This is a genomic window from Shewanella litoralis (assembly GCF_009828585.1).
GTDB lineage: Bacteria > Pseudomonadota > Gammaproteobacteria > Enterobacterales > Shewanellaceae > Shewanella > Shewanella litoralis.
The window spans coordinates 22,664-49,510 of record NZ_WSRZ01000011.1; the positions used below are offsets into that span (position 1 = coordinate 22,664).

General features: G+C 44.7%; 20 protein-coding genes. 5 read left to right on the forward strand and 15 right to left on the reverse strand.

Going from position 1 to position 26,847, the window contains the following annotated elements:
• Positions 1-525: 525 nt before the first annotated feature.
• The 6 genes from megL to GQA99_RS10345 all read right to left on the reverse strand — a co-directional run bounded on the left by megL (position 526) and on the right by GQA99_RS10345 (position 8,244).
• Positions 526-1,710 carry a methionine gamma-lyase gene (gene megL, locus GQA99_RS10320; protein ID WP_160053805.1) on the reverse strand — a complete coding sequence of 395 codons (1,185 nt, stop codon included), beginning with the start codon at positions 1,708-1,710 and terminating at the stop codon, positions 526-528.
• Between the two features lie 201 nt (positions 1,711-1,911).
• Positions 1,912-2,961 (reverse strand): 2-alkyl-3-oxoalkanoate reductase, encoded by a 1,050-nt coding sequence (gene oleD / locus GQA99_RS10325; protein WP_160053806.1) that lies wholly within the window; start codon positions 2,959-2,961, stop codon positions 1,912-1,914.
• 9 nt (positions 2,962-2,970) lie between these two features.
• Positions 2,971-4,665 carry an olefin beta-lactone synthetase gene (gene oleC, locus GQA99_RS10330; RefSeq protein WP_160053807.1) on the reverse strand — a complete coding sequence of 565 codons (1,695 nt, stop codon included), beginning with the start codon at positions 4,663-4,665 and terminating at the stop codon, positions 2,971-2,973.
• Between the two features lie 57 nt (positions 4,666-4,722).
• Entirely contained in the window at positions 4,723-5,598 is an 876-nt protein-coding gene (locus GQA99_RS10335) for an alpha/beta fold hydrolase (RefSeq protein ID WP_160053808.1), read from the reverse strand.
• 57 nt (positions 5,599-5,655) lie between these two features.
• Positions 5,656-6,705 (reverse strand): 3-oxoacyl-ACP synthase III, encoded by a 1,050-nt coding sequence (locus GQA99_RS10340; RefSeq protein ID WP_160053809.1) that lies wholly within the window; start codon positions 6,703-6,705, stop codon positions 5,656-5,658.
• A 252-nt stretch (positions 6,706-6,957) separates the two neighbouring features.
• A complete protein-coding gene (locus GQA99_RS10345; RefSeq protein ID WP_160053897.1) occupies positions 6,958-8,244 on the reverse strand; it encodes a methyltransferase in 1,287 nt (428 codons plus the stop codon).
• Between the two features lie 78 nt (positions 8,245-8,322).
• On the opposite strand from GQA99_RS10345, the gene GQA99_RS10350 reads away from it, so the two are divergent.
• On the forward strand, positions 8,323-8,553 hold the full coding sequence (locus GQA99_RS10350) for a DUF1289 domain-containing protein (RefSeq protein WP_160053810.1): 231 nt from the start codon (positions 8,323-8,325) through the stop codon (positions 8,551-8,553).
• Positions 8,554-9,347: 794 nt separating this feature from the next.
• On the opposite strand, the gene GQA99_RS10355 is transcribed toward GQA99_RS10350, so the two are convergent.
• The 8 genes from GQA99_RS10355 to GQA99_RS10390 all read right to left on the reverse strand — a co-directional run bounded on the left by GQA99_RS10355 (position 9,348) and on the right by GQA99_RS10390 (position 19,875).
• A complete protein-coding gene (locus GQA99_RS10355; RefSeq protein WP_160053811.1) occupies positions 9,348-9,713 on the reverse strand; it encodes a YajD family HNH nuclease in 366 nt (121 codons plus the stop codon).
• 85 nt (positions 9,714-9,798) lie between these two features.
• Positions 9,799-11,769 (reverse strand): BCCT family transporter, encoded by a 1,971-nt coding sequence (locus GQA99_RS10360; protein ID WP_160053812.1) that lies wholly within the window; start codon positions 11,767-11,769, stop codon positions 9,799-9,801.
• 279 nt (positions 11,770-12,048) lie between these two features.
• Positions 12,049-12,630 carry a DUF502 domain-containing protein gene (locus GQA99_RS10365; protein ID WP_160053813.1) on the reverse strand — a complete coding sequence of 194 codons (582 nt, stop codon included), beginning with the start codon at positions 12,628-12,630 and terminating at the stop codon, positions 12,049-12,051.
• Between the two features lie 153 nt (positions 12,631-12,783).
• Entirely contained in the window at positions 12,784-13,929 is a 1,146-nt protein-coding gene (locus tag GQA99_RS10370; RefSeq protein ID WP_160053814.1) for a putative sulfate/molybdate transporter, read from the reverse strand.
• A 368-nt stretch (positions 13,930-14,297) separates the two neighbouring features.
• On the reverse strand, positions 14,298-15,002 hold the full coding sequence (gene phoU, locus GQA99_RS10375) for a phosphate signaling complex protein PhoU (protein ID WP_160053815.1): 705 nt from the start codon (positions 15,000-15,002) through the stop codon (positions 14,298-14,300).
• Between the two features lie 50 nt (positions 15,003-15,052).
• Complete coding sequence (gene pstB, locus GQA99_RS10380) at positions 15,053-15,871, reverse strand: phosphate ABC transporter ATP-binding protein PstB (RefSeq protein ID WP_160053816.1); 819 nt, start codon at positions 15,869-15,871, stop codon at positions 15,053-15,055.
• 28 nt (positions 15,872-15,899) lie between these two features.
• On the reverse strand, positions 15,900-17,561 hold the full coding sequence (gene pstA, locus GQA99_RS10385) for a phosphate ABC transporter permease PstA (protein ID WP_160053817.1): 1,662 nt from the start codon (positions 17,559-17,561) through the stop codon (positions 15,900-15,902).
• 58 nt (positions 17,562-17,619) lie between these two features.
• Entirely contained in the window at positions 17,620-19,875 is a 2,256-nt protein-coding gene (locus tag GQA99_RS10390) for an ABC transporter permease subunit (RefSeq protein WP_160053818.1), read from the reverse strand.
• A 286-nt stretch (positions 19,876-20,161) separates the two neighbouring features.
• Between GQA99_RS10390 and GQA99_RS10395 the strand changes: the two genes are divergently transcribed.
• From GQA99_RS10395 to GQA99_RS10410, 4 genes are all read left to right on the forward strand, one after another.
• Positions 20,162-20,668, forward strand: a complete 507-nt coding sequence (locus GQA99_RS10395) for a glycine cleavage system transcriptional repressor (RefSeq protein ID WP_160053819.1) — start codon at positions 20,162-20,164, stop codon at positions 20,666-20,668.
• 110 nt (positions 20,669-20,778) lie between these two features.
• Positions 20,779-21,597: a DUF2797 domain-containing protein gene (locus tag GQA99_RS10400; protein ID WP_160053820.1), complete on the forward strand. Its 819-nt coding sequence runs from the start codon at positions 20,779-20,781 to the stop codon at positions 21,595-21,597.
• Positions 21,598-21,878: 281 nt separating this feature from the next.
• Positions 21,879-22,487, forward strand: a complete 609-nt coding sequence (locus GQA99_RS10405; protein WP_160053821.1) for a LysE family translocator — start codon at positions 21,879-21,881, stop codon at positions 22,485-22,487.
• A gap of 15 nt (positions 22,488-22,502) precedes the next feature.
• Positions 22,503-23,048 carry a DUF1415 domain-containing protein gene (locus GQA99_RS10410; protein ID WP_160053822.1) on the forward strand — a complete coding sequence of 182 codons (546 nt, stop codon included), beginning with the start codon at positions 22,503-22,505 and terminating at the stop codon, positions 23,046-23,048.
• A gap of 1,726 nt (positions 23,049-24,774) precedes the next feature.
• Here GQA99_RS10410 and GQA99_RS10415 read toward each other — a convergent pair.
• On the reverse strand, positions 24,775-26,775 hold the full coding sequence (locus tag GQA99_RS10415) for a methyl-accepting chemotaxis protein (RefSeq protein WP_160053823.1): 2,001 nt from the start codon (positions 26,773-26,775) through the stop codon (positions 24,775-24,777).
• Positions 26,776-26,847: the final 72 nt, after the last annotated feature.

The window sequence follows — 26,847 nt, forward strand, 5'->3', positions numbered from 1 at the left end:
TGAATATTAATGAGCAAACAACGAAGTAGTGGCATGCAAGTGTTGGCCTACTCGTACATCATCTTTTGCCGTCATCCTCAAATGCTTTAATTGGGGATCCAGGTGTTTCTTTAAAATCAGGTTTTAGGTACTAGGTACTGGGTTCTAGGCAAAGCTATAGCCTCACCCGCCCGTCATCTTTTTGCCGTCATCCCTGAGTGCTCGTATCAGGGATCCAGGTGTTTCTTTAAAATCAGGTTCTAGATTCTAGGTACTAGGTAAAGCTATCATCGCCCCGCCCGTCATCATTTGCCGTCATCCCTGAGTGCTTGTATCAGGGATCCAGGTGTAGCTTAGATTCTAAAAGGACGAAGTCCGCTCTCTGGCGAGCTTGCGAGTTCCTAGAATCTAGGGCCTAGGGCCTAGGGCCTAGGGCCTAAAACCCCAAAACTAACACCTGGATTCCGGCTTAAAAGCATTGCCGGAACGACGGAATAGTGGGTTTCATTCTTAATACGAATTAACAAATGACGGGGGCAAGCCTAACTACAGCAGTGCTTGTTCTATGTCTGCTATTAAGTCTTGTACGTTTTCTAAACCAACCGAGATACGCAGTAGGTTGTCGGTGATGCCTGCGGCTAAACGGGCTTCTGGGGTGTAGGGTGAGTGTGTCATGGATGCGGGGTGTTGTATGAGCGATTCGGCGTCGCCTAGGCTTACGGCGATAGTGAATAATTTGAGGCGATTGACGAAGTTGATGGAGTCTTGCTTGTTGCCTGTTAATTCAAATGCGATAACGCCGCCGGCGCGTTTCATTTGGTTGCCGATAAAGCGGTGGCCTTGATGGTGTGTTAAGCCTGGATAAAACACCTGACTGAATTTAGGGTGTTTATCTAAATACTCCGCTAACACTTCTGCATTGTCGCAATGGCGGGTTAAGCGTACGTCTAAGGTTTTTAACCCGCGTAAGATTAACCATGCATCGTGTGGTGAAATCACTCCGCCAAAGTCTTTTAGTATTTCAAACTTTAATCGATGCATATGTTCTGCATTGCCGCACACAATCCCTGCTATCACATCGCCGTGACCGTTTAAGTATTTGGTGGCGCTGTGGATCACCATGTCGATCCCAAGTGAAAGTGGTTGTTGCAACAATGGGGTCATAAAAGTGTTGTCGACGATTGACACGAGATTATGCGCTTTAGCGACGTTTGCCATGGCAGTAAGGTCGAACACTTGTAGATGTGGATTAACTGGGGTTTCGCAAAATAACACTTTGGTGTTTGGCTTAATGGCCGCCTCAACTGCTGGCATGTCGGTAAAGTCGACTAATGTACTCGTAATGCCTAAGCGCGTTAACTGAGTGGTCATGAGCGCGAAGGTGCAACCGTAAACGGCTTTAGAGGCAACAAGATGATCGCCTGCGTGCAAATGGGTTAATAGTGCGCTTGATACGGCGGCCATGCCCGATGCGGTTGCGGCGGCGTCTTCTGCGCCTTCTAGCAATGCCATTTTGCGCTCTAATTCTGCGGTGGTTGGGTTACCTAAACGGGTATAGATGTAACCTTGTTCATCACCCGCAAAACGGGCTCCGCCTTGTTCGGCGCTGTCAAATACAAAGGTGGCGGTTTGATATAAAGGTGTGGTGAGCGAGCCAAAGGCTTCGCGTTGATGTCCGCCATGAATGGCGAGTGTGGCTAAGTTCCATTTACCCTGATTATTATTTTGCATTGCTTCTCCCTGCGCCACCTTGTTATGAGTTTTACCCTCTTTGGGGTTATTGTTGTGGTGGTCGGAATTTAAGATACAGCGGAATAAAATATAACCAAGTAATTGCTGAAAAATAACCCTTAAAATATTGTAAAAACAATTTTACAAACAGCTGTTTACATAAATCATCTATTTTAAATGTCAGGCTGGTAAACAAAGCCGTTATTTCGATAAGGATTGCTTCAGCTTTTGCATGCCTTGTTCAATGCTAACCAGTGGCTGGTAGCCTAAATCTTGCTTGGCAGCACTGATATTAAAGTAATGGCTGGTTGAGAGTTGCCGTGCGACAAAGCGTGTCATGATGGGTTCTTGTGATTTATTCAGTAATCCATAGACGGTTTCAAGCACTACACCTGCGGCGTAGGCGATACCTGCTGGCACGCGCTTTGTAACGGGCGCTAAATCGGCACAGGCTAAAATTTGATTTAACATGGCGGCCATGGTGATGGGTTCGTCGTTACTTAAAAAGTACGCTTTACCGGCGCTGTTAGCACGATTAACTAAATCAACACCTGCCAAAATATGCGCATATGCGGCATTGTCGACATAAATGGTGTCGACCAGTTTATCTTGTTTACCCACCAATTTTAATCGCCCTGCTTTGGCTCGCTCAATGACTCGCGGCACTAAATGAGGATCGTTTGGCCCCCAAATAAGGTGTGGGCGTAGCGCTGTGGTTTTTAAACTGTTGCTGTTGGCGGCTAACACCATTTGTTCAGCGAGGGCTTTTGATTCGCCGTAGTAATTTAAATACTCACTGGCATAAGGGGCTGACTCATTAATGCCGTTTTCATCGACGCCGGCAAAGGTGACACTTGGGGTGCTGGTATACACAAGCGATTGAATATTAAGTGTCTTGCAAGCATTGATAATATTGGCTGCGCCATCAACATTGGGTGAGTAGTAGCTTTGTTTGCTGCCCCACACACCCGCTTTTGATGCCACATGAAACACCATGTCACAACCTTGCATAGCCTGTTTTACACTAGCAAAATCGCTGATGTCTCCGCGATGCATATCAACGCCGAGTTCTACAAGATTAGGATAAGCGCCACGGGCAAAGCCCACCACGTTAATGCCAGCGGCAAGTAAACGCTGACAAATCGCGAAGCCTAAAAAGCCGCCTGCGCCGGTAACAAACACTTTGCTTACTTTAGCGCTGAGTTGCGAAAGTGCGTGTTGCTCTTGTTGTGCTAAATCAGTCAATTGCATGCAGAACCCTTATTCTCGCCACTTAGCTTGTGCCCATACCGCTAATTTTTCACGGAAAATTTTGGCGTTATGGCGCACATCGACCGGAAAGTCTGGATGAATTAAAAAGCGGTTAATGCCTTCGGTGTGCGGGTATTGTTCAGCGAGCTTAATCAAGTCTTGGTACAGTACGTTAGCGGTTGAACATACGATGTCTTTGTTTAACTCAATACACACCACAGGTACTGTATCGCCCGCAACTTCAACGCCTACGATGGCAGAGCGTTTCACTTGCGGATGGGTATTAAATACGCGCTCACAAGGAATAGTATAAAAACGTTTAAGCTTCTGTTGGCCACGTTTGGCGTCGACAATATGCCCTTTGCGGCCGCACATCCACAATAAGCCGTCATCGTCGAGATAACCTACATCGCCCATACGATGGCGATAAACTTCACCGTCGAAAATTTTGGCATTTTTGGTGGCTTGTTGACGCTGATAATATGATTGGCTAACCATAGGGCCACTGACTACGATTTCACCGATGTGGTTTGGCGCCAACGGCGTAACGTTATCCCAACGTGGCATCGGCTGATCGCTTATTGCAATAATGCTGATGTTAACCGACGAAATCGGTTTGCCGACACAAATGCCTTTGCCCTGATCGGTCAATTCACTGGTGGTAAATAGCGCGTCGCTACCAATCATACTGATGGGTAATGACTCTGTCGCGCCATAAGAGTTCAGCACTTGCACCCCAGGGTTGAGCATTTTACTGAAACGTTTAATCGAGCTAATGGTCGCGGGTGCACCTGCTGAAATGACTCGCTTAACGCTGTTTAGTTTATGTTGTGTTTGCTCGCCAGCCTGGCCAAGGCGTTCAAGTAATGCTGGGTTAACAAACATGTTGCTGCATTGATATTGCTCGATAGCGGCAAACAAGTTAGCAGGGTTGGCGGTAATGGGTTTACTGGCGTCCATGTCAGGCACAATTGAGGCCATGCCAAGCGCTGGACCAAATAGTGAAAACAGCGGAAAGGTCGCTAAATCACGCTCACCAGGGGCAATACCATAATCATCTTTTAATGCGCTGATTTGCGCTTCAAACATGGCATGGCTGTATACCACACCTTTGGGCGTACCTGTGCTACCACTGGTAAACAAAATGGCGGCCATATCATCTGGTTTTAACAAGGCCATTTCAAAGGGATAAGCTTCATTTCGGCCAATTTCAGTAATGGTTTCAAGGCTTGTGGCGTTGGCTAACCAGCGCTGTAACCCTGAGCCGCCGACATTAATGACCTGTTTTACACTGCCCTTGCCCCAGCCGAGGATACGTCTGGCAATATGCGCTTTTGGAATACCGATAAAGGCGTCTGGTTGCGACTCTTCAAAACACTGTTTAAGGTTTTTGATGCCCATGCCTGGGTCAACCAAAATAGGAATGATCCCGGCTTTGAACAAGGCAAAGGTTAACGAGAAAAACTCAATGCTTGGGGTAACCATTAACACGGCTTTCATGCCGCGGGTAATGCCGTATTGAATAAGCCCTTTGGCAATCATGTCTGATTGTTGGTGTAAGCTGGCAAAGTCAATTTCCTGGTAAGTAAACTGACCTTGCTTAGCGTGTTGTACGGCAACAGCTAAGCCCGTTGGCATGTTTTGCGCAGCACGCTTAAGGTGCTGGCAGATGTTGGCATTAGCTTGAGTGGATGTTTGAGTCATAAGCAATCTTTGTAGGCGGTTAACATACATAAAAGGCTCAAATGAGCCTTTTATTGTTTAGTTTTGCGCGATAAAGTCTTTAATTAAGCCTATCACTTCGTCGCTGGCGTCTTCGAGAATGTAATGACCGCAGTCTGCAAACTCGTGTACCTGAGCATGTGGCATACGCTGGCGCCACTCTGCTAAAAAGTACTTGTCGAATACAAAATCTTGTAAGCCAAAACAAATCAAGGTGGGTACGGTCGCAAATTGATTTAAGCTGTCGCCAATACTGGTCACTAAATCGTAGTTGCGATCGCCTGGCTTTAATGGAATATCTTGCACAAAACGTAAAGTCGAAATGCGGTTTTTCCATGAGTCAAACGGCGCTACATAAGCTTCGCGCACTTCTTTGCTCATGGGCTTACGCTTAACGCCCACATACGATGCAGCAGATGAAAACGCATTTAAACCGCGAACGAGTAAGGTGCCTAATAAGGTTTCACGGCAAATCCATAATGCCCAAGGAAACGGCTTGGTTTTAGGCAAATGAAACGCTGCCGTGTTTAAACACACAATGCGTTTGATGCGATCAGGATGACGAGCGGCAAAGCCCATGCCGATCATTCCACCCCAGTCATGTACCACTAAAGTGATGTTTTGTTTAACATCGAGGCTGTCGAGCAAGGCTTCTAGGTCGTCAATACGATTATTTAAGGTGTAGTCGTATTGTGGATCATCGGGTTTGTCTGAATAACCACAACCAATATGGTCTGGTACGATACATTGATGCTGGTCGCTCAATGCACTGACCAGGTTACGATAATAGTAGCTCCAGCTAGGATTACCGTGCACCATCACCACTGGCTCACCCTGGCCTTCATTGATGTAGTGCAGTTTATTGCCGTTACGGTCTAAATAATGACTTTTAAAGGGCAGTAAGTTGTCTTGCATGTTGCATCCTGTAAACTATTTTTATAATGAAATGCAAAAATTAGCGCAGCCTTAGGCTTACCACTTAATCCCTAACATCATGCAGTTTAAACCACTGCCTATTCCTAAAAAGCTGACTTGATCGCCAACACGTAAAAAACCTGCGTCGTGCGCGATGGCGGCGGTTACCGGTAGCGATACCGTACCCATGTTGCCAAGCTTTTGATAAGTTGGATATTCTTTCTCGTGCGGAATGTTAAGTGCATTTAGTACCTGGCGACGGTTTGATGCGCCAACCTGATGACAAATCACTTTATCAACCTGCTCCACTACCCAATCACGCTGGGCTAAAAAGTGCTCCCAGGTGTGTTTTGCAAGCTCAACGCCTTCTTTTAATAATGTGACTGCGTCGGTGCGCATAAACTCGCGATACAACAAGTGCCCTGCTTCTTGCAGGCCCCATTGACACAACTGATGATGCTCAGGGGCAGACAAATGACTGGCACCCAATAATTGATGCTGACGAGTGGTTGTGAGCGGTAAAGTGCCGTCGGTTAAAATCACGGCTATTGCGCCAGAGCCACCGGTTAAGGTTGCAAGTGATTGGGCAAAATTTTGCATTGTGGGTTCGGCCAGCATGTGATCGATAGTGGCATCGACAATGTCGCGCGCCGATTCACAAGACACCACCATACCCGCTTTAATTTGGCCCAATTCGATACGGTTAGCGATGTCTAAAATGCCAGACAGTACGCCTAGGCAGGCATTACTGATGTCGTAAATGGCAGTGTCTTTTGAGACGCCAAGCTCTGCAGCAATACGACATGCGGTAGCCGGTTCGTGTTGGTCACGACATACGCCGGTATACACCACGGCGCCAAGCTCGCTGACATTAATGCCAGTCTCGTTAACTGCTTTGCGTGCAGCAGCAATTGCACCGTCGGATAAACGATGACCTTTAGGCCACCAGCGACGCTCGGTAATTCCGGTTAATGCGGCAAGTTGCCCCATTGGAATGCGAAACTTTTGATATAGCGGTGCTAAGCGAGATTCTAAATCGCTACTCGACACTACTTGTGGTGCTAGCTCATAGGCCAGACTATTGATAAAGACGCGTGAATATTTCATTAAACCGTATAATTCGCTTCGCTCTAGCAAGCCCAAAAGCCTCTAGAATAGTTGTTATTCGTTATTAACCCGCCATTTGAACAAGAATGGCATGATTATTCAATCAAAAACCGCAGCTAACTCGGCTTATTTGACGTTTTTTTTACGGCTTTGTGAATGCTGTTGATTAACTAGCATCTTGATTATTACAGACTTAAGTTAAATAAAATAGCTTAAACAAAGGCTTAATAATAAAACTGCTTATTAACGTGCTTAAGCTGTTGTTTTAATTGCCTGGATAAACGCATTTCTTGGTGTGACACTGTTTGCACAAAATTCACTCAATGAAACGTCATATCCATGTTGTTGCAAAAAACAGACTCGGTCGAGTAACAACCACATTTCGAGTGCACGACGAAATAAATGCGCGACTAAGTCTATGCGCTTTGTAAGCCGTTGTCGCGCTATTCCGCGTTGTAACAATGCATCAAAATCGATGTCGTTAGGTAGCGCTAACTGTTTGTAATGTGCAGCCCAAAGACAAAAATCGGTAAAGCTGCCACTGAGTTGGCTTTGTTTAATCGTCGGCACAGGTAAATAGGCATCAATACCTCGAATTTGGCGTTGCAAACAATCAAACCCTAACCGCCATGACACTTCTTGTAACCTTAATGCCTGTTGTTTAGGGCTGGCAATCACGCTTTGTTGTAATGGCAGTTGTAGGTCATGCCTTGAAAGCTTAATTTGACTGGCTTTGGCCTGAATCGATAGTGGTTGGTAATGCGAGTCTTGAATTAAATGGTAACAGCAAGGCGAAATTGAAATCGCCTGAGTGTTGGTCTTAGTCGCAAGGTTTAACAAGCGCACATGTAAATCGCCGCAGGCATGCAATGCAATGGCGTGTTGCTGCGGATAAAAAATGCTCTCATTGGGGTTAAGCGGCGCAAATGCATCGGCACAGATAAAGCGCTGTGGTAATTGCCATTGTGTAGCAAACGCTTGGCCTTGTTCGCATAAACTGGCTTGCCATTCAAGGCTGGTCACTTGTACTTGTTGCTGCTTGGCAACTAAACGGCCTAAATGCCCTTTGCCTGCGCACCATTCTAATATGGGTAAAGGCGTTAATGTCGTTTGGTATTGCGGGTTTATTTGCTCAGCAAAAGCGGTAATTTGTTGCCACTTCCGGCCTTTTATATGGGCGCTAAAATGAGCTAAATCCGCTTGCTGCTGGGCTGTCGGCTCTGCTGTGCTCAAGCTTGTAGGCAAAGTGATGACTAACAAGCTTAATCGCTCAATTAATTCATCTGCCTTTGGATTATCGCTTTGTTTTATGTCGCTTATGAGGCTAGGTAATAATGCATGTACAAGCTTATGCTGGTCTGCATCAATCGCATCAATTTCAGCATCGTCTAATTGCCATACTGTTTGCGCTAAACAAGGAAATGCCTGCTGCCAGGGTAAGTGGTCACACTCAAAGGCCACCAGCTGCCATAAGGGTTTTAATGCTTCAAGCAATGAGTCGAGTGATTGAAAAGACTGTTGATAATCGAGTGCTGACATATTGGTATTACAGTTAACCTTAGGCGATTGAAATGATAGGATGCACGGCATTGAACACCCAAACCGGAATTGTAAACTATGCACTCGCCTTGTGTCGCCCGCTGTGGCTTAAATGCTGACGATTATTGTATGGGCTGTTTTCGCCACATTGACGAAATTGTGATTTGGTCACAAGCCACAGATCAGCAAAAACAACAGATTTTGGATAAGCTAGACGATAGAAAGCAACTATTTATGGGCGACAGTAACAACAAAACCTTGTCACGCGCCCAATGGCTAGCTGCAGAAAAGCGTATCAACAAGAGGTAAAAAACTAACAGCCAACACCTGGATTCCGGCTCAAAAGCATTGCCGGAACGACGTAGTAGTGGGCGGTATTTGAATACGTATGAGCAAACAACGTAGTAGTGAATAGTGTCTGAATACGAATGAGCAAACGATGTGGTAGTGAACCGTGTTTGCTACTGCCCTATGCCGTCATCCCTGAGATCTGTTATCAGGGATCCAGGTGTTTCTTATATTTAAGGTTCTAGGAGCTCGCAAGCTCGCCCAGCGCGGACTTCGTCCTTCTAGGTTCTAGGTAAAGCTTGGTCCCACCCGCACGTCATCCCTGAGTGCTTGTATCAGGGATCCAGGTGTTTCTTTAAAATCAGGTACTAGGTACTAGGTTCTAGGTAAAGCAATCGCCCCATTCGCCCGTCATCTTCTTGCCCGTCATCCCTGAGTGCTCGTATCAGGGATCCAGGTGTTTCTTTAAAATCAGGTTCTAGGTACTAGGTTCTAGGTAAAGCTGTTGCTCTACCCGCCCGTCATCCCCGAGATCTCTTATCAGGGATCCAGGTGTTTCTTAGATTCTAGAAGGACGAAGTCCGCTCTCTGGCGAGCTTGCGAGTTCCTAGAGTCTAGGGCCTAAAACCCCAAAGCCAACACCTGGATTCCGGCTAAAAAGCATTGCCGGAACGACGTGGTAGTGGGCGTCATCGGAATACGAATGAGCAAACAACAGAGTAGTCTGCGTCATCGGAAAACGAATGAGCAAACGACGGAGTCGTCGGCGTTGTTTGAATGATGAAGTGCGGGCGTTGTCCAAAAGCGGGGGAAACCTACTTCTTCTCCATCATCGCTTTTAAGTCTGCAAACGGGTTGAAGGTGGCGGCTTCTTGTTTGGCTTCTTTGGTGCTGCCGTAGCGGATGAGTTCTTCAAATCGTGAGTGTTCATTGTCATGACAGTACAGGCATAATAATTCCCAGTTGGTGCCATCTGAAGGATTATTATCATGGTTATGATCGCGGTGGTGAACCGTGAGTTCTGACAAATTTTTATGGGTGAATTCGCGGGTGCAGCGGCCACAGACCCATGGGTATAATTTAAGTGCTTGTTCGCGATAGCCCTTTTCACGGGTGGCTTTGTAGTCGCGGGCTTCTGCTAAGACTTTGTCTAATTTACTTGGATTTTGATTGGTTGACATGATGCATCACTTATACAAAAAAATTACCCCAAGGATAATCACTGTTATCGCTTGGGGCAATTGTTTATACGCGGTTATTTGACGATTATTCGGCTACTGGAGCTGAATTCGATAAATAAAGGTAATGCAGGTATCGCTCATACTGAGTGATAATGTCGGCAATAATCTGCTCACGGGTGTAACCCATTACATCATATTGCTGTCCACCATGCTCTAGATACACTTCAACACGATAAAAGGCTTGTTCGACACTCTCATCAGTTAACTCAGCACCTGTCATGGTGTGTGCTCGAATCCGTAAACCATAAGCAAATGCTAACGATTCGTCGGCACCAATCACCAAACGTACGCGACCATCACGCAATATAATTTCAGCTTGAATGTTTTTAGCCACAAATGTGTCTTTGACTTCATTTAGTGCTGGACGAGCAATGGTATCTAAAAACACCTGAGCATCGTGGTGAGTAGGTTGTGACACCAATACATCAAGACGGTCTTGCCAGCTCATGTTGGCTTTTACATACTGCACACTGGTGTTGTGCGACTGTACGATGTTGATTTTAAGCCAGTCATCTTGTAATGCTCGGTATAAGCCGACACACATGAATAACATCACAATTAAGAATGGTAATGCACTGGCAATCGCGGCAGTTTGCAGAGCTTGTAATCCGCCCGCAACTAACAACACTGATGCAACCACACCTTGTAATAAGGCCCAGAAAATACGTTGCCATACTGGCGCATTTGCATCACCGCCAGAGGTCAGGTTATCAATCACTAATGACCCTGAATCTGATGAGGTTACAAAAAACGTCACCACTAAACACAGTGCAATAACAGACAACACGTTAGACATTGGCATATGTTCAAAGAACTTAAACAACGCCACTGACACATCACTTGATACCGCTTCAGCTAAATAGGTTGCACCGTGGTTCATAATGGCGTCGATTGCTGTGTTACCAAATACGGTCATCCATAGGAAGGTTAACGCGCTGGGTACAAACAACACACCGATTAAGAATTCACGAATAGTACGACCACGACTGACGCGGGCAATAAAGGTACCGACAAATGGTGACCATGATATCCACCAACCCCAGTACAATAATGTCCAGCCACCAATCCAATCTTCTTTTTGCTGGTAGGCATATAGGTTGAAGGTTTTGCCGACTATGTCGCTTAAATAACTACCGGTGTTTTGCACAAATGCTTGCAGTAACATCACGGTTGGACCAAGCAATAATACAAACACAAGTAACAAACAGGCTAGACCAAGGTTAAGCTCACTTAAACGTTTAACCCCTTTGTCTAAACCAGAAAACACTGACAAGGTTGCAATACCAGTGATAACAATAATCAAACCAACCTGCACTGTGGTGTTATTTGGAATGTCACTCATTAAGTAACTCAAACCAGAGTTAACCTGTAACACACCAAAGCCTAATGACGTGGCCACACCAAACATGGTGCCGATAACGGCAAAGGTATCGACCGCATGGCCGATTGGGCCATAAATACGTTCGCCAATTAGCGGATATAACGCTGAGCGCGGTAATAGCGGTAGTTTATGACGGTATGAGAAATACGCTAAGCTTAGCGCGACAACGGCATAAATAGCCCATGCATGAATACCCCAGTGGAAAAAGGTAATTTTGAGTGCATCTTTGGCTGCCTGAATGGTTTCAGGTGTTGCATCTGGCGGTGCAAGAAAATGCATTACCGGTTCTGCCACACCAAAAAACATTAAGCCAATACCCATGCCTGCTGAAAACAGCATCGCAATCCAGCTTTTATAGCTGTAATCAGGCACCGCATGATCAGGGCCTAATTTAATATCACCAAAACGGCTGACCATAACGAAAAGAATAAACAGTAAGAAGATGGCAACGCCCAGAATATAAAGCCAACCCGCTTTAATTTCTAACCATGACTGTACACTTTTAAAAAAATGGCTGGCGCCTTCTGGCCAAACGGCACAGAGCAACACCATAAAAAAGATAATCACCACCGATGAAAAAAACACCGGCGGATTAATACTCGACTTTATTGACATAAAATCTCCAAGATAGAGAAAAATAAAAACAAAATGAGTTGGCCATGAACAAAATTGCTCAAGCCAACATAAATTCTATTTCAATTTGGGATAAGTGCAGATATTACCATAGACAAAAACAAAACAATTGGAAAGTCTGTGGTTTGTGATAAACATTGCGCTTTAATCGGTATAAAAAAAGATTTCAGCCACAAATTGGGCTGAAACCTTTATTTTCAATACTTATGTAAGATGCAATGAGACTTAACGAGCGAGTAACGTCAGTGATAGTCCTAGACGTTATTGCGCTTTACTGTTGGCAATACCTGCGGTTAAGTTAAAGCGCATGGCATCTTCAAATGACCAATCAACAAAGATTAAATCATCACGTTTCACCAAACTGGTCACACCGGCCATTTGGTAACTGAGCTGAAATAACACCGGCACCCAATCGCCATCTGGCAGAGCATCGGCTAACGGCTGCGGTGCTGACTCGCTCATAATAAACCCGACCACATAACTGCCATTGGCTTGTTTCACTAATACGGTTTTTTGGGTTTTAGGCTCGCCGTCGCGGTTCATTAAACTGGCAATGTCACGAATACTGCCATATACAGATTTAAACAGCGGAAATTTCATCAGTTGCTTTTCAATCCAACCGTAAACCCAGGCGATTGGGCTGACTGAAAAAAGCAAACCGGCAACAAACACTAGGCTGGCAACCAGACCAAAACCTGCGCCGACAAAAACAGATTGAACACCCACAAGTTCAAGTAATAATTTACCTAAACCATCAAGTGATATAAATAGCGACCAAAAAAGCCAAATGGATAACACCATCGGCAATAAATTCATTAAACCACGGGCAAGGGTCTTTTTCATTAAACACACAAAAGCAGAAAAAACAGGTCAAAAATGTTAACACAGTTTGCTGATTAGTCACTTCAAATCTACTCACTGTCTATAAGCGACTCACGACCTGAGATCGGTTAACGGCTATGTGTATCTCAGAACACAGGGTGCAAACATAACAGATTACTTATTTGTTTTAGCGACATTCAGCCATTGATGACGGCCTAACTCTAACAAAACGCCAATGGCCAGCCCTGCTGCAGTATTGATTAATAAGCATGTTGCTGCGGTTGAAAAAATAACAACAATACAAAAAGGCTTACCATCGATAAACCGCTTTGACCACGCTAATTGTGTACCGGCTATGGCAAGTAGGCTGCCTAAAATAGCGAGAGGAATAAATGAAAGTGCACTGGCAATGCCCTGGCCCCAAAAAATAGCAATAAGTAGACATGTACTGCCAAATATAGTGGGAGCGAGCCATGTCCGAGCACCAAAGTGATATTGCACTGCTAGCCCTCCGGCGCCATGACACATGGCTGTAGCCCCAAAAGGCGCTAACAATAAATTAGCCCAACCAGAAGTTTTAGCAAATTGTTGTGGCTCAAATTTAGCGGCATCTTCTGGGAATTTATGTTTCGCCATTGCCGATACGGCAATCACGGCATTGGTTAATGTGAGGGCTAATTGGGGTAATACTAATAGCATTGCAGCTGAGCCCCATTCATGGATACTCGGCCAACTTAATTGCCATGCACTGGCCTGACTAAAATTAAAACTAGGCGCTGTACCGCTGGTAAATTGCCAAGTAATACCAAGGATAATCACTAACGGCATGACCAAATATTGCATTGACATGTAACGGCTCGCGAACAATAACCCAAAGGCCAATAAACCAATAAACCAGGTTTCGCTCATCATGACACCACCGAGCCAAATAAGCTGGAGTCCTATTGCTAACTGGATACCGATACTGATTGCTGGCGATAACTGCTTAGCCATCCATTGAATAATGCCGCTATAAGCTAATATCAGCAGGATAATACCCATTAGTATGGCTGATGCCTGGAGCATTCCAAGCAACATTCCTTCTGCAATAATTAACGCACTAATAACCTTCATAGGTTGTATAGGCATGGGTCTTCGGTAATAAAGTGCTGTAAATAATGCAAACAAACCGAAACCGAAAAATATCCCTTGTGGAGAGAAGTGATTAAGCGCAATTAAACCTAACACTAAAGGAAGGAAGGTGCCTAAGTCCGCAAATGCGCCACTAAATTCACCTGAAATCTTATTGACGTTGTGGTATCGATTGATTTCACGTCTCATAAATCTTGCCGAAGTTAATAGATACTTAAAGTTAGCAATTACAGTGCCACATCAAAAGTGAGACTTACGTCAAAGTAAAAGACCGATTGACAAAAATGACTGGGACAATTTGAACCAGTACATATTATCAATACTGTCATTATGTCCACATGATTGTGATTACACCATGCCGCATTAATAAGTGACCACTCAGAATGCATCCAGCGGTTTTTGATTAAGGCGTCGCTATGTAGTAATGGTTGATACCGTTAGTAAACTGAAAAATTCGCCATTTAACAGACATAGAAAAGCCCCTATTAAGGGGCCTTAACAAACATAGCATCGCGATTAACGGTCGTGTAACACGTTTACATCTTATGATTGAAACGTTACAGGTCTTTTTCCATGTCTTCGTAAGAAGTGTGGCGCACATCTTTACCTTTTACGTAATAAATCACGTATTCACAGATGTTTTTACAACGGTCGCCAACACGCTCTACTGCGCGAGCAGCCCATAGCACGTCTAACACACCAGGAATTGAGCGTGGATCTTCCATCATGTAGGTCATTAACTGACGAATAATACCTTCGTACTCTTTGTCTAACTTGGCATCTTCTTTATGTAACTCAAGTGCTTGCTCCGCATCCATACGTGCAAGTGCATCAAGGGTTGAGTGCAACATGCGTGTTGCATGGCGGCCCATGCTTTCAATGCTCACAAGTAAAGGCTGCTGGCTATTTGCCCGTTTTTCAAGCGCCGCTTTGGCGATACGCACACACGCATCACCAATACGCTCAAGATCCGCAATGGTTTTTGAAATAGCAATAATCATGCGTAAGTCGCTCGCCGCTGGCTGGCGCTTGGCAATAATACGGGTGCACTCTTCGTCAATCGCCACTTCCATGCCGTTGACTCTGTGGTCGCCTTCAATCACTTTTTGTGCCAATTCGGCATCTAAGGTTGTCAGTGCATCAAGAGCTTGCTCAAGTTGACGCTCGACTAAACCGCCCATGGCCAAAACACGGTTACGAATATCTTCAAGCTCAGCATTAAACTGACCAGAGATGTGTTTACTTAAATTCATTTTTTCCATCATACCCACCTAAAAAATTGTCTGGTTATTAAAAGCGTTTATCGCGCGGATTAACCGTAACGACCGGTAATATAATCTTCGGTTTTACGCTTTTTCGGGGTGGTAAAAATCGTGTTGGTATCGGCGTATTCAACCAATTCACCCATGTACATAAACGCCGTTTGATCTGACACACGTGCAGCTTGCTGCATGTTATGCGTGACAATCACCACGGTGTACTGTTGTTTAAGTTCGGTGATCAATTCTTCAATGGTTAAGGTTGAAATAGGATCCAAAGCCGATGTCGGTTCGTCGAGTAATAACACTTCGGGCTCAATGGCAATCGCGCGTGCAATCACTAAACGCTGTTGCTGACCACCAGACAAGCCAAAGGCGTTGTCGTGTAGACGGTCTTTAACTTCGTCCCAAATTGCCGCGCCGCGTAACGAACGCTCTGCGGCTTCATCTAATTCGCGGCGGTTATTTAACCCTTGTAAGCGTAAGCCGTATACCACGTTTTCGTAGATTGATTTTGGGAACGGGTTAGGACGCTGAAACACCATACCCACATTACGACGAAGTGATGCGACATCGACTTTCTTGTCATAAATGTTTTGTCCATGAAGCAAAATTTCGCCGTCAATTTTACAGCTATCAACCAAATCGTTCATGCGGTTGATACAACGTAACAGCGTTGATTTACCACAACCACTTGGGCCAATAAATGCAGTGACTTGTTTTTTAGGGATCTTCATCGACACATCAAATAACGCTTGTTTGTCACCATAACGTAAATCAAGGTTACGGATTTCAAGTGCGGTATCCTGCGCGGGTAAGTTTACTAAATCAACTGCTTGAGTTTGCATTGCTGAACTATCAATAGAAATCATTTTTTTCTTTCCTTCAGGATATCGCTAATTAGTGTTCTAGCGAACGGAATTTTTCACGTAAATGGTTGCGCACGCTAATCGCGGTTAAGTTAAGTGCAACAATTACTGATACTAATAAGAATGACGTTGCGTACACCAATGGGCGAGCCGCTTCAACGTTAGGGCTTTGGAAGCCTACATCGTAAATATGGAAACCTAAGTGCATGAACTTACGCTCTAAATGCACAAACGGGAAGTTCATATCTATCGGTAATGTTGGGGCTAATTTTACCACACCGACTAACATTAACGGTGCCACTTCACCGGCTGCACGCGCTACGGCTAAAATTAAACCGGTCATAATGGCTGGGCTTGCCATTGGAATAACAATGCGCCATAAGGTTTCTGCTTTAGTAGCACCTAATGCCAGGCTGCCTTGACGTACCGCACTTGGGATACGGCTTAAACCTTCCTCTGTCGATACAATCACAACCGGTAAGGTTAAAATAGCCAATGTCAGTGCAGACCAAATAACCCCTGGTGAGCCAAATGTTGGCGCGGGTAACGCTTCAGGGAAAAACAATTGGTCAATTGAGCCACCCATCATGTAAACAAAGAAGCCTAAACCAAACACACCATACACAATTGACGGTACACCGGCTAAGTTAATCACCGCGATACGGATCATCTTAGTGATCGGGCCTTTTTTGGCATATTCGTGCAGGTAAATGGCGGCAATAACACCAAACGGGGTCACGATAACCGCCATTAACATTACCATGAACACAGTACCGAATATGGCTGGGAATACACCACCCTCAGTGTTGGCTTCACGCGGGTCATCGTTTATAAAGCGGCCAATACCGACAAACCAGTGACCGACTTTTTGAATGACATTCATGTGGTTAACGTAGCTAACATCTAAAATAGAGTCTAGCTTGAGTATCACTTCTTCACCGCGCATGTCACGCACAACAACTGAGTCTCGTGCGGCCTCATCGCGCAGTGCAAACAAGTCTTTTTCAAGCACTAGATAATCTTGGTTTAGCTGTTCTATTTGCGCTTTAATATCAGCTTTACGCTTGTCAGTTAGTTTGCCATCGAGTTCATAACCACGCTCTTTTAAGCGCAAGCGTTCAATTTGGTAGTTAATTGAGCCGATGTCAGATTTTTGCAAACTTAATGCCTGGTCAGAAATCTCAACTGCACGGTCAATATGGCTAAACAACGACGCTTCGATATCGGCTTCGCTATTGAGCTCTAAGCGTTTACCATCTTCAATCACTGCCACTGGGTAGCCGTAGAAGTTACCGTTTTTGGTACGTTCTAGTTTTGCAACATCAGCTGGGGTTGTACGGCTCACGATATCTGTGGCTAATATCCAGCGAAAATCTAAGCCCACAAACTCACGGTTACCGGTTTTAACGAGGTAACGTGTCACAAACTCACCTGGGTGCTCAGTAAATTTATGACCGGCTGAGATTAAGCGCTCAGTTGGCACTTCTTCTCGATCATAAATCTCACCGATTAAGGTGCTTTTTACACCGTTGTTATCTTCTAGTTGCCATTCGTAAATGTCAGCTGGCCAAAAGTAACTCAAGCCACGCCATGCGATTAACAGTAATAAGCCTAAAACGGCAATCAAACTGATACTTACGGCACCACCGGTCATCCAAATCCACGGTGAGCCTGATTTAAACCACTTACCCATTGCACAAACCTCTCAAGGCGATTGGCGAAATAATCAATATATGAGTCATCATCTTTCCTTACAGTGAGCTATAACGGTCGCGTAAACGCTGGCGTACGACTTCTGCAATGGTGTTGAAGAAGAAGGTGAAAATAAACAGGACAAAGGCGGCTAAGAACAGCACTCGATAGTGCGAACTGCCAATGGCCGACTCTGGCATTTCAACCGCAATGTTGGCCGCCAGGGTACGCATGCCTTCAAATACACTCCACTCTAATATTGCTGTATTACCGGTTGCCATTAATACAATCATGGTTTCACCTACAGCGCGGCCAAGGCCCATCATAATGGCTGAGAAAATACCGGGACTTGCTGTGAGCAATACCACACGTGTTAGGGTTTGCCAGTTGGTGGCACCTAATGCCAAACTGCCGTTTGATAAATGACGTGGTACAGAGAATATCGCATCTTCGGCAATCGAGAAGATGGTTGGAATAACCGCAAAGCCCATCGCAATACCGACCACAAACGCGTTACGTTGGTCGAAGGTAATGCCTAAATCATTCGTGATAAATTGACGTGTGTTGCCGTCAAACAATGCCACTTCAATCACTGGACTAATAGTGAACGAGAACCAACCAACAAAGATAATCACTGGCAGTAACATCAGCTCTTGGTAGGTTTCTGGTAAGCGGTGCTTCCAGGTTTCTGGCATTTTGCTCCAGGCAAATGCAGTGACTAATATCGACACTGGCAATAGCGTCAATAACACCACAATGCCTGGCAAGTGATCTTCAATCAGTGGCGCTAACCATAAACCGGCTAGGAAACCTAAAATTACCGTGGGTAATGCTTCCATGATTTCAATGGTCGGTTTAACCACGTTACGCACTTTAGGTGTCATGAAGTAAGCGGTGTAAATCGCGCCCGCAATGGCCAGCGGTACAGCAAACATCATGGCGTAGAACGCAGCTTTCATGGTACCAAATGCGAGTGGCATTAAGCTTAATTTAGCCTCAAAGTCATCTGAGCCAGAGGTTGACTGCCACACATATTGTGGCTCTGGGTAACCTTCGTACCACACTTTTTGCCAAAGGGCGCTCCATGATACTTCTGGGTGATCGTTCTCTACAGAAAACAGATTTAGCTTGTTATCCGCTTCAATGACTAAGGCATTTGAACGTGGGCTAAAGGCCATTAAACCTGGGTTAGGAAGCGAATACTTTTCATCAAATAGGTTACGTTGGCTGGTGGTGTACAGTAAGGTTAATTCCCCTTCTGAACTCAACACTGCAAAACTTTTACGATAAAACTCAGTGGCCATGGTACTTACTGGCGCAACATCGTCAAACTCGCGAATTTGCTGGTACAAACGGCCTTTATCGCCATTCACCTGGAAGTATTGGCTAATCACACCACTGTCGTAGCTGATCATAATTGAGCTAGCGCCAGCAAGTAAGTTAACTTGCTTGATTTTGGCTTCACCCTTTTTCACATCCAGTACTTGCAGTAATTCAACCTCGTCAGCATCGCGAGTGTTGTACACAAATAACTTGTCAGTGGTGCTTAAAATAAGTTGGCGATGATCGGGGGTCATTAATGCTGACACCACTTGCTTAGGCGCATCTTCAACAAACACTTCAATAGAAGACCATTCAACTTCTTCTGTCATCATGTTTTCTTCGCCTTCCTGGCGATTGAGTTTCCATGCCCCATTAGCATCCTGGTAGGCAAAACTCATGCGGCTGCCACTGTAGTCGAACACTAGGTTGTATACGGCGCCATCTTCGTTGATGGTTAAGGGCTCATCACCAATTGGATAAGTCAATTTAGGCGTAATTTGGCGTTGATTGTCTGGGTAGGTCACCGCAAAGTCGATGCCGACAACAATCACCTGGCCATTACTTAGGCCTAATGCAAAACGTTGCTCACTTGGACTTGATTTAGCACTACTGGTAATGGTCGCGCCTTCTGGCAAGGTCGGTGTAAACGATGAAATTAATTGCCCCGTTACTGAAGAGTAAAAATCAACCGTCCCTAATTGCGTGACGCGATATAACACTTCGTTTTGCTCGTCACTGCCAATCATTAACGTTTTGGCATCAGTATGTTGATAACTCACACTGGTTACAGGTTCTATGTGTGCGCCATCAAAGATAGGCTTGATGACATACAGCAAGTAGAAAAATATTAATAACAACGCCACAAACACCATGGTGCCGCCGACGGTTATCCCAAACTCTGCTGCTTTATCCTTAAATGCTCTGCGTGATGCTTGTTTACCGGCAAGTAAACTTTTTTCAGCAGAACCAGGTTGATTTACCTGACTTTCCATTAAGAACCTCTAATAATTAATCGATGCCATAATTAGCGCTTTGATTGTGCAGTTTACTGTGCTAACAATAAATATTTATGACTAAAAGCTAACTAAACTCAGTAAATTAACAACGAATATTGCGGCTTGATGCCCTCGTCAGTGTTAATCACTCAATCGCCATTAGCTGCATAGGTCAATCGTCGTAAAACAACAGTAAAGCCATAACGCAATCTTAAGTGGCTGCGATTATATGACGTAAAGATGACAGTTGTGTTACAGCCAATGTATATAGGAGAAATATCGTATGATGCGTTACCTTATCACTTTGCAAGCACCTGATAGAAAAGGTTTAGTTGAACAAATCGCCAATGTAGTCAGTCGCCACAACGGTAACTGGCTTGATTCTGAAATGCGCCATATTGATGGTGTTTTTGCCGCAATATTACAGTTGGAAGTTCCGGCACCCAAATGGGACGAGTTGGTTGATGCGCTTGAATGCATTGATGGCCTCACTTTGACCTTCGCTAAAACCAGTTTAAGTGCAAAACCCATCAAGCAACTCCGTTACAATCTTGTCGCTTATGACCGCCCAGGCATTGTGTTACATATTTCTAATAAAATGAATGCATTAGGCATTAACATTGAAAAGTTTAGTAGCCAATATGAAACCGCCAGCCATACCGGAATTGCTTTATTTAGGGCCACCATGGAGCTTGGGCTTACCGACCCGGCACAAGAAGAAATGATTGCTACTTCCTTGTATGAAATGGGTGACGATGTGGTATTAGATAAATTGAGCCAGTCAGCTTAAAAAGTTAACAGACAAACAGCACATAAACCAAGTTGGGCAAATTAAGGCTAAATTCCATTTTCATCATCTGCTAAACTGCCAGCAAATAAAGACGATAAAATGGATTCACCATGTTTGGAACGCTATCAAAACTGAAAACCCACCTCAATGACAGTCATGAGGTGGAGTATCATTTACCTGTAGGTGAGGCGCGTTTAGCCCTCAACCCATTAATAGGTAAAACCCTGACCATGACGCACACTGGTAATATTTTTTGCAGCAGCTGCGGCAAAAAAACCAAGAAGAGTTACTCGCAAGGTCATTGCTATGTGTGTATGAGCAAGCTTGCCAGTTGCGATATGTGCATCATGAAACCTGAAACCTGTCATTTTGATCAAGGCACCTGCCGTGAGCCAGAGTGGGCCATGTCAAACTGCTTTGTACCGCATTACGTATACTTGTCTAATACCTCTGGCATTAAAGTTGGCATCACTCGTCACACGCAAATCCCTACGCGCTGGATAGATCAGGGTGCCACTCAGGGTTTGCCAATATTTAAAGTATCGACCCGTAAAATGTCAGGGTTAATTGAAATCGAGTTAGCTAAGTTTATTAACGACAAAACCCATTGGCAGGCCATGTTAAAAGGCCACAATGATGACATTGATCTGGTTGAGCAAGCCGCGCAGCTTATTCCGTTAATTGAAGACAAACTGCAAGCACTTGCCATAGAACATGAAGATATTGTCATTGAGCGTTTAGATGCCAATATTCAGGCCATTAGCTACCCTATTACCGCGTTTCCAACCAAAGTGAAATCACATAACTTTGATAAAATTGCAGAGGTTACAGGTACATTGCAAGGCATTAAAGGCCAATATCTGATTTTTGATACTGGCGTGATTAACATTCGTAAGTTTTCATCTTATGAAGTTGAAGTGAGTTTTTAAGTAATACCATTCCGCGTTAATAAGTGATCTCTCAGCGAGAATTTAAAAGGGCTTAAACAAGGCGAATGACTGAATGAATAGTTATTCTCTTTCGAAGTCATGCGTAATGGTATAACCATCACATCAACTTAAGTGTTGTGGCGACTGCTGTTCTTTATGTTCAGCAGTTTCGCTGATTTGCGAGAAAATTTATTTACACATTTATTAAAATATCATTATGAACAGTTGAAAAATTCCCCTAAAATTCTGCTTCTCAACATCGTAGCTTAAGAGATCCGTTCATGGAGTTAGTGCTCGCCATCGCATTGTTTGCTTTTTCTGCTGGTATTACGCCAGGGCCCAACAACATTATGTTGATGACCTCCGGCGTTAACTTTGGCATTAAACGCAGTATTCCGCATTTGCTTGGGATCAGCTTAGGTTTTCCGACCATGATTTTAGCCGTGGGATTAGGCTTAAGTGCCATATTTCAGGCGTACCCGATTATTCATACTGTCATCAAAGTGGTTGGTATTACCTACCTACTCTATTTGTCGTGGCTCATTGCTAATAGCAGCAGCAAAATGGAAGGTAAACAAGTCAGTAAACCGTTTAGCTTTATTCAAGCGGCCGCATTTCAATGGGTTAACCCCAAAGGCTGGATTATGGCCGTGGGTGCAATTGCCACGTTCACCTCAGTACAACATGAACTCAACAGCCAGGTGATTACGATTGCCAGTGTGTTTTTATGTGTGGCGTTTCCTTGTGCTATCGTGTGGCTTAGTTTTGGTGTTGCATTAAAACGCCTGTTAAAAAATGAACGCCAGCAACGCATTTTTAATATTTCGATGGCAGTGTTATTAGTGGCATCTATTATCCCTATGGTGTTACCCGCATCAGCACAGTTATAAAGATAAGGCTAAACAATGGAACAACATGAATGCCTCGCCCACACAGAAAAGTGGGTTGTTGATGTCATCATGAAATACAATATTTGCCCGTTTGCTCGTAGAGAAGTTGAACGTGCCAGTATTCGTTATGTGGCCATTGAACACACTAAAGTCAAAGCGGTATTAAAAGCATTGATAACGGAATGCCAATACCTTGATGAACACCCAGAAACCGAAACCACCTTGTTTATTCTGCCGCGTGGATTTGAAGGGTTTTATGCTTATTTAGATTTGGTCGACGAAGCCACTGATACCTTAATTGAGCATGATTATGAAGGTGTTTATCAGCTTGCGACGTTTCATCCAGACTACTGCTTTGAAGGCGAAGCCCAAGACAGCGCCGCTAATTTTACCAATCGAGCCCCCTACCCAACCTTACACATCATTCGCGAAGCCAGCATGGAAGTTGCGCTGGCAAACTACACCGACCCCGAATCTATCCCTGAACGCAATATTGCTTTTGCTGAACGCAAAGGCAGTGAGTTTTTTATTAAATTATTGCAGCATTGTACTAAAGCGTAGACTGATAACGGTTTACCGAACACTTCGCTTACAGACTCAAGGGATTAGGTTCTAGATTCTAGGTTCTAGGTTCTAGGTTCTAGGTTCTAGGTTCTAGGTTCTAGCACGTCATCATCGAATGCTTTAATTGAGGACCCTGGTGTTTCTTTATGCCGTCATCCCTGAGATCTGTTATCAGGGATCCAGGTGTTTCTTGTCTCTCATGTCTTGCGACTTTGGCTGTCGCTTTCAAACGTAAAAGCCAACACCTGGATTCCGGCTCAAAAGCATTGCCGGAACGACGGCGTAGTGGAAGGTGTTTGAATATGAAAGAACAAAAGGCGGAGTAGTAAGCGGTGCTTGAATACGAATGAGCAAACAACGTATTAGCAGGTGTTGTTTTAATATGAATAAGAAAATGTGCCATTTGGCCACACTCGCACGTCATCCCTGAGAGCTTGTATCAGGGATCCAGGTGTTTCTTAGATTCTAGAAGGACGAAGTCCGCTCTCTGGCGAGCTTGCGAGTTCCTAGAACCTAGAACCTAGGGCCTAAAACCCTAAAAACCAACACCTGGATTCCGGCTCAACAGCATTGCCGGAACGACGGAGTAGTGGACGGTATTTGAATATGAATGAACAAAAGGCGGAGTAGTAAGCGGTGCTTGAATACGAATGAGCAAACAACGTATTAGTTGGTGTTGTTTGAATATGAATAAGCAAATGTGCCATTTGGCCACACTCGCACGTCATCCCTGAGATCTTTTATCAGGGATCCAGGTGTTTCTTAGATTCTAGAAGGACGAAGTCCGCTCTCTGGCGAGCTTGCGAGTTCCTAGAACCTAGAACCTAGGGCCTAAAACCCTAAAAACCAACACCTGGATTCCGGCTCAACAGCATTGCCGGAACGACGGAGTAGTAAGCGTTGTTTGAATACGAAAGAACAAAAGGCGGAGTAGTAAGCGGTGCTTGAATTCGAATGAGAAAAGGCGGAGTAGTAAGCGGTGCTTGAATACGAATGAGCAAACAACGTATTAGTTGGTGTTGTTTGAATATGAATAAGCAAATGTGCCATTTGGCCACACTCGCACGTCATCCCTGAGATCTTTTATCAGGGATCCAGGTGTTTCTTAGATTCTAGAAGGACGAAGTCCGCTCTCTGGCGAGCTTGCGAGTTCCTAGAACCTAGGGCCTAGGGCCTAGGGCCTAAAACCCTAAAAACCAACACCTGGATTCCGGCTCAACAGCATTGCCGGAACGACGCAGTAATAAGCGTTGTTTGAATACGAAAGAACAAAATGCGGAGTAGTAAGCGGTGCTTGAATATTAATGAGCAAACAACGTATTAGCTGGTGTTGTTGTAATATGAATAAGCAAATGTGCCATTTGGCCACACTCGCACGTCACCCCTGAGATCTGTTATCAGGGATCCAGGTGTTTCTTAGATTCTAGAAGGACGAAGTCCGCTCTCTGGCGAGCTTGCGAGTTCCTAGAACCTAGGGCCTAAAAGCGTAAAAAGCCAACACCTGGATTCCGGCTCAACAGCATTGCCGGAACGACGGAGTAGTTGACGTTGTTTGAATATGAACAAGCAAATGACGTGGTAGTTGACGGTGTTTGATGTTGCTCTATGCCGTCAACCTCGAATGCTTTTATTGAGGATCCTGGTGTTTCTTTATGCCGTCATCCCTGAGATCCTTTATCAGGGATCCAGGTGTTTTTGTTGATGCGGCCTTTGATTTAGCGCTCTACTCTGTTGATAAGGTAAACTTACTGACTTGCTGTGACATATTGCTGGCGTCGTTGAGTAGGCTGTCGTTAAGCTCTGCAAGTTGTTGTGATATTTGTTGGGTGTGGTGGTAAATTTCTGTAATTTTCATCGCATTACGATTCACTTCTTCTGCCACGGCTGACTGTTCATGCGTCGAGGCGGCAATTTGTTCATTCATACTGTCAATCACGCTAACATGTTGTGCAATAAGCTTAAGTTCACTGCCAGCATGCTTAGATTCCTCAACACTGAGCTGTGCCTGCGCTTGGCCGCGTTTCATTGCACTGACTGCGGTGGCTGCACCGGACTTTAATCTCTCTGTCATATTTTTGATATCTTCTGTTGAGCTTTGCGAACGCTGCGCGAGCGTGCGAACCTCATCGGCCACAACGGCAAAGCCTCGGCCTTGATCGCCTGCCCTTGCGGCTTCAATTGCAGCATTCAGTGCCAACAAATTAGTTTGTTCTGCAATAGCGCTAATCACATCAAGAATGGTCACAATACTTTGTACATCAGTATCTAAACGACCAATTGCTTCTGCAGCATCAGCTATTTCATTGGCTAGTAACTGAATTGCATCACCGGTTTTGCTGACATCGCTTTCACCGCTTTTGGCCTCTAAATTGGCTTTAGCTGACGCATCTGAAGCTTGAACAGCATTGGCGGCAATCTCATGCACGGTTGCACTCATTTGTGTCATGGCTGAAGCCACTTGCTCTGCTTCTGATGAGCCTTGTAGCACGTCGGTTTGCATTGAGCGTGTGTAACCATTCATTTGCTCAACGGCATTGACCAGATTGACCGCATTAACGCGTACCTGAGAAATGATATCTTCGAACTCGGCCATCATTTGATTAAAGGCTATTGAAATTTGGCCAAATTCGTCTTCAGATTGATGAGGTAAACGGGTGGTTAAATCAAATTGAGTGCCAGCATGGAGCATTTGCTTGTGCAATACGCTTAAACTGCGGTGTAAATACCCGGACACACTCATGCTCATTACAATGACAAACACTAATGCGAGCAGTAATAATAACCCGGTGTAATACATGTGTTGGGTAGCTTGGCCCAGCTTGTTTTGGCTGAGCTGAATTAAGTCATCACCAAATTGTTTTTCAAGTGCTGTTAGGATTGCAATGCGTGCTGTTGATGTTTTAAACCACTCTTCTGGGTTTTGCGCCAACATGGCTGCGCCATCTTGTGTAAACGCCACTTCACGAAGCGCCTCTACCTCTGCCATGGCACTGCTTTGCTGTGCTTGTTTAAATGCCTTAATGTTGCTGGTATTCGCCGCTGCGATAAATCGCTCAGCATAGGTTTGTTGCTCTGCGACTAAAGTGACAAATTTGCGAAACAAGCCCGGGGCAAATTCGCTATTGCCAAAAGTGGTACTCAATACTGCTCGTTCAATGCCTGCACGCTCTTTTAACTGCAAGAAAGCCGCAAACGCTTTTAGGCGCATTGACAATTCGCTGTCTTGGCTTTGGCTAGCGGCTTCATCGACCATCGACAGTAAAAGCGTGTTCATTTGGGTGTAATAACCCACTTGCTCTGGCACTGAAACGGCTAAATTACTGACCCTATCACGCATACGACTCAATTGAGTCAACGATGAGGCTACTTGATCGTAAGTAGATTGTAATTGGACGGGGAAATCAGCTTGTTGGGCAAATTGTTTAAAGCGGCTTATTTGATTGTCTGTTTGGCTACGTTGACTAGGTAAGGCCTCTTTAAATGATTGCCCTGTAGACCCAATGAAACCGGCGCTCATGCCACGTTCTTTTTGCAGTTCATGCACTAGCGAACTGTTAATAATGGCAACGTTAGACAACTCGATAACTAACTGCAGTTGCTGCTGAGTGCGATATTCATTATTGACGTACATGCCACCAAACAAGATAGTCGTGAGCAGCGGGGGTAACACAAGCAAAGCAAGCTTACGCGATATTTTAAGGTTACTTATCCACTGCCAATTCATAAACATTCCTTGTTGATTATATAAACACAATAATAGTAAGGCTGAGGTTAACTGATTTGATTCATTTTTGTA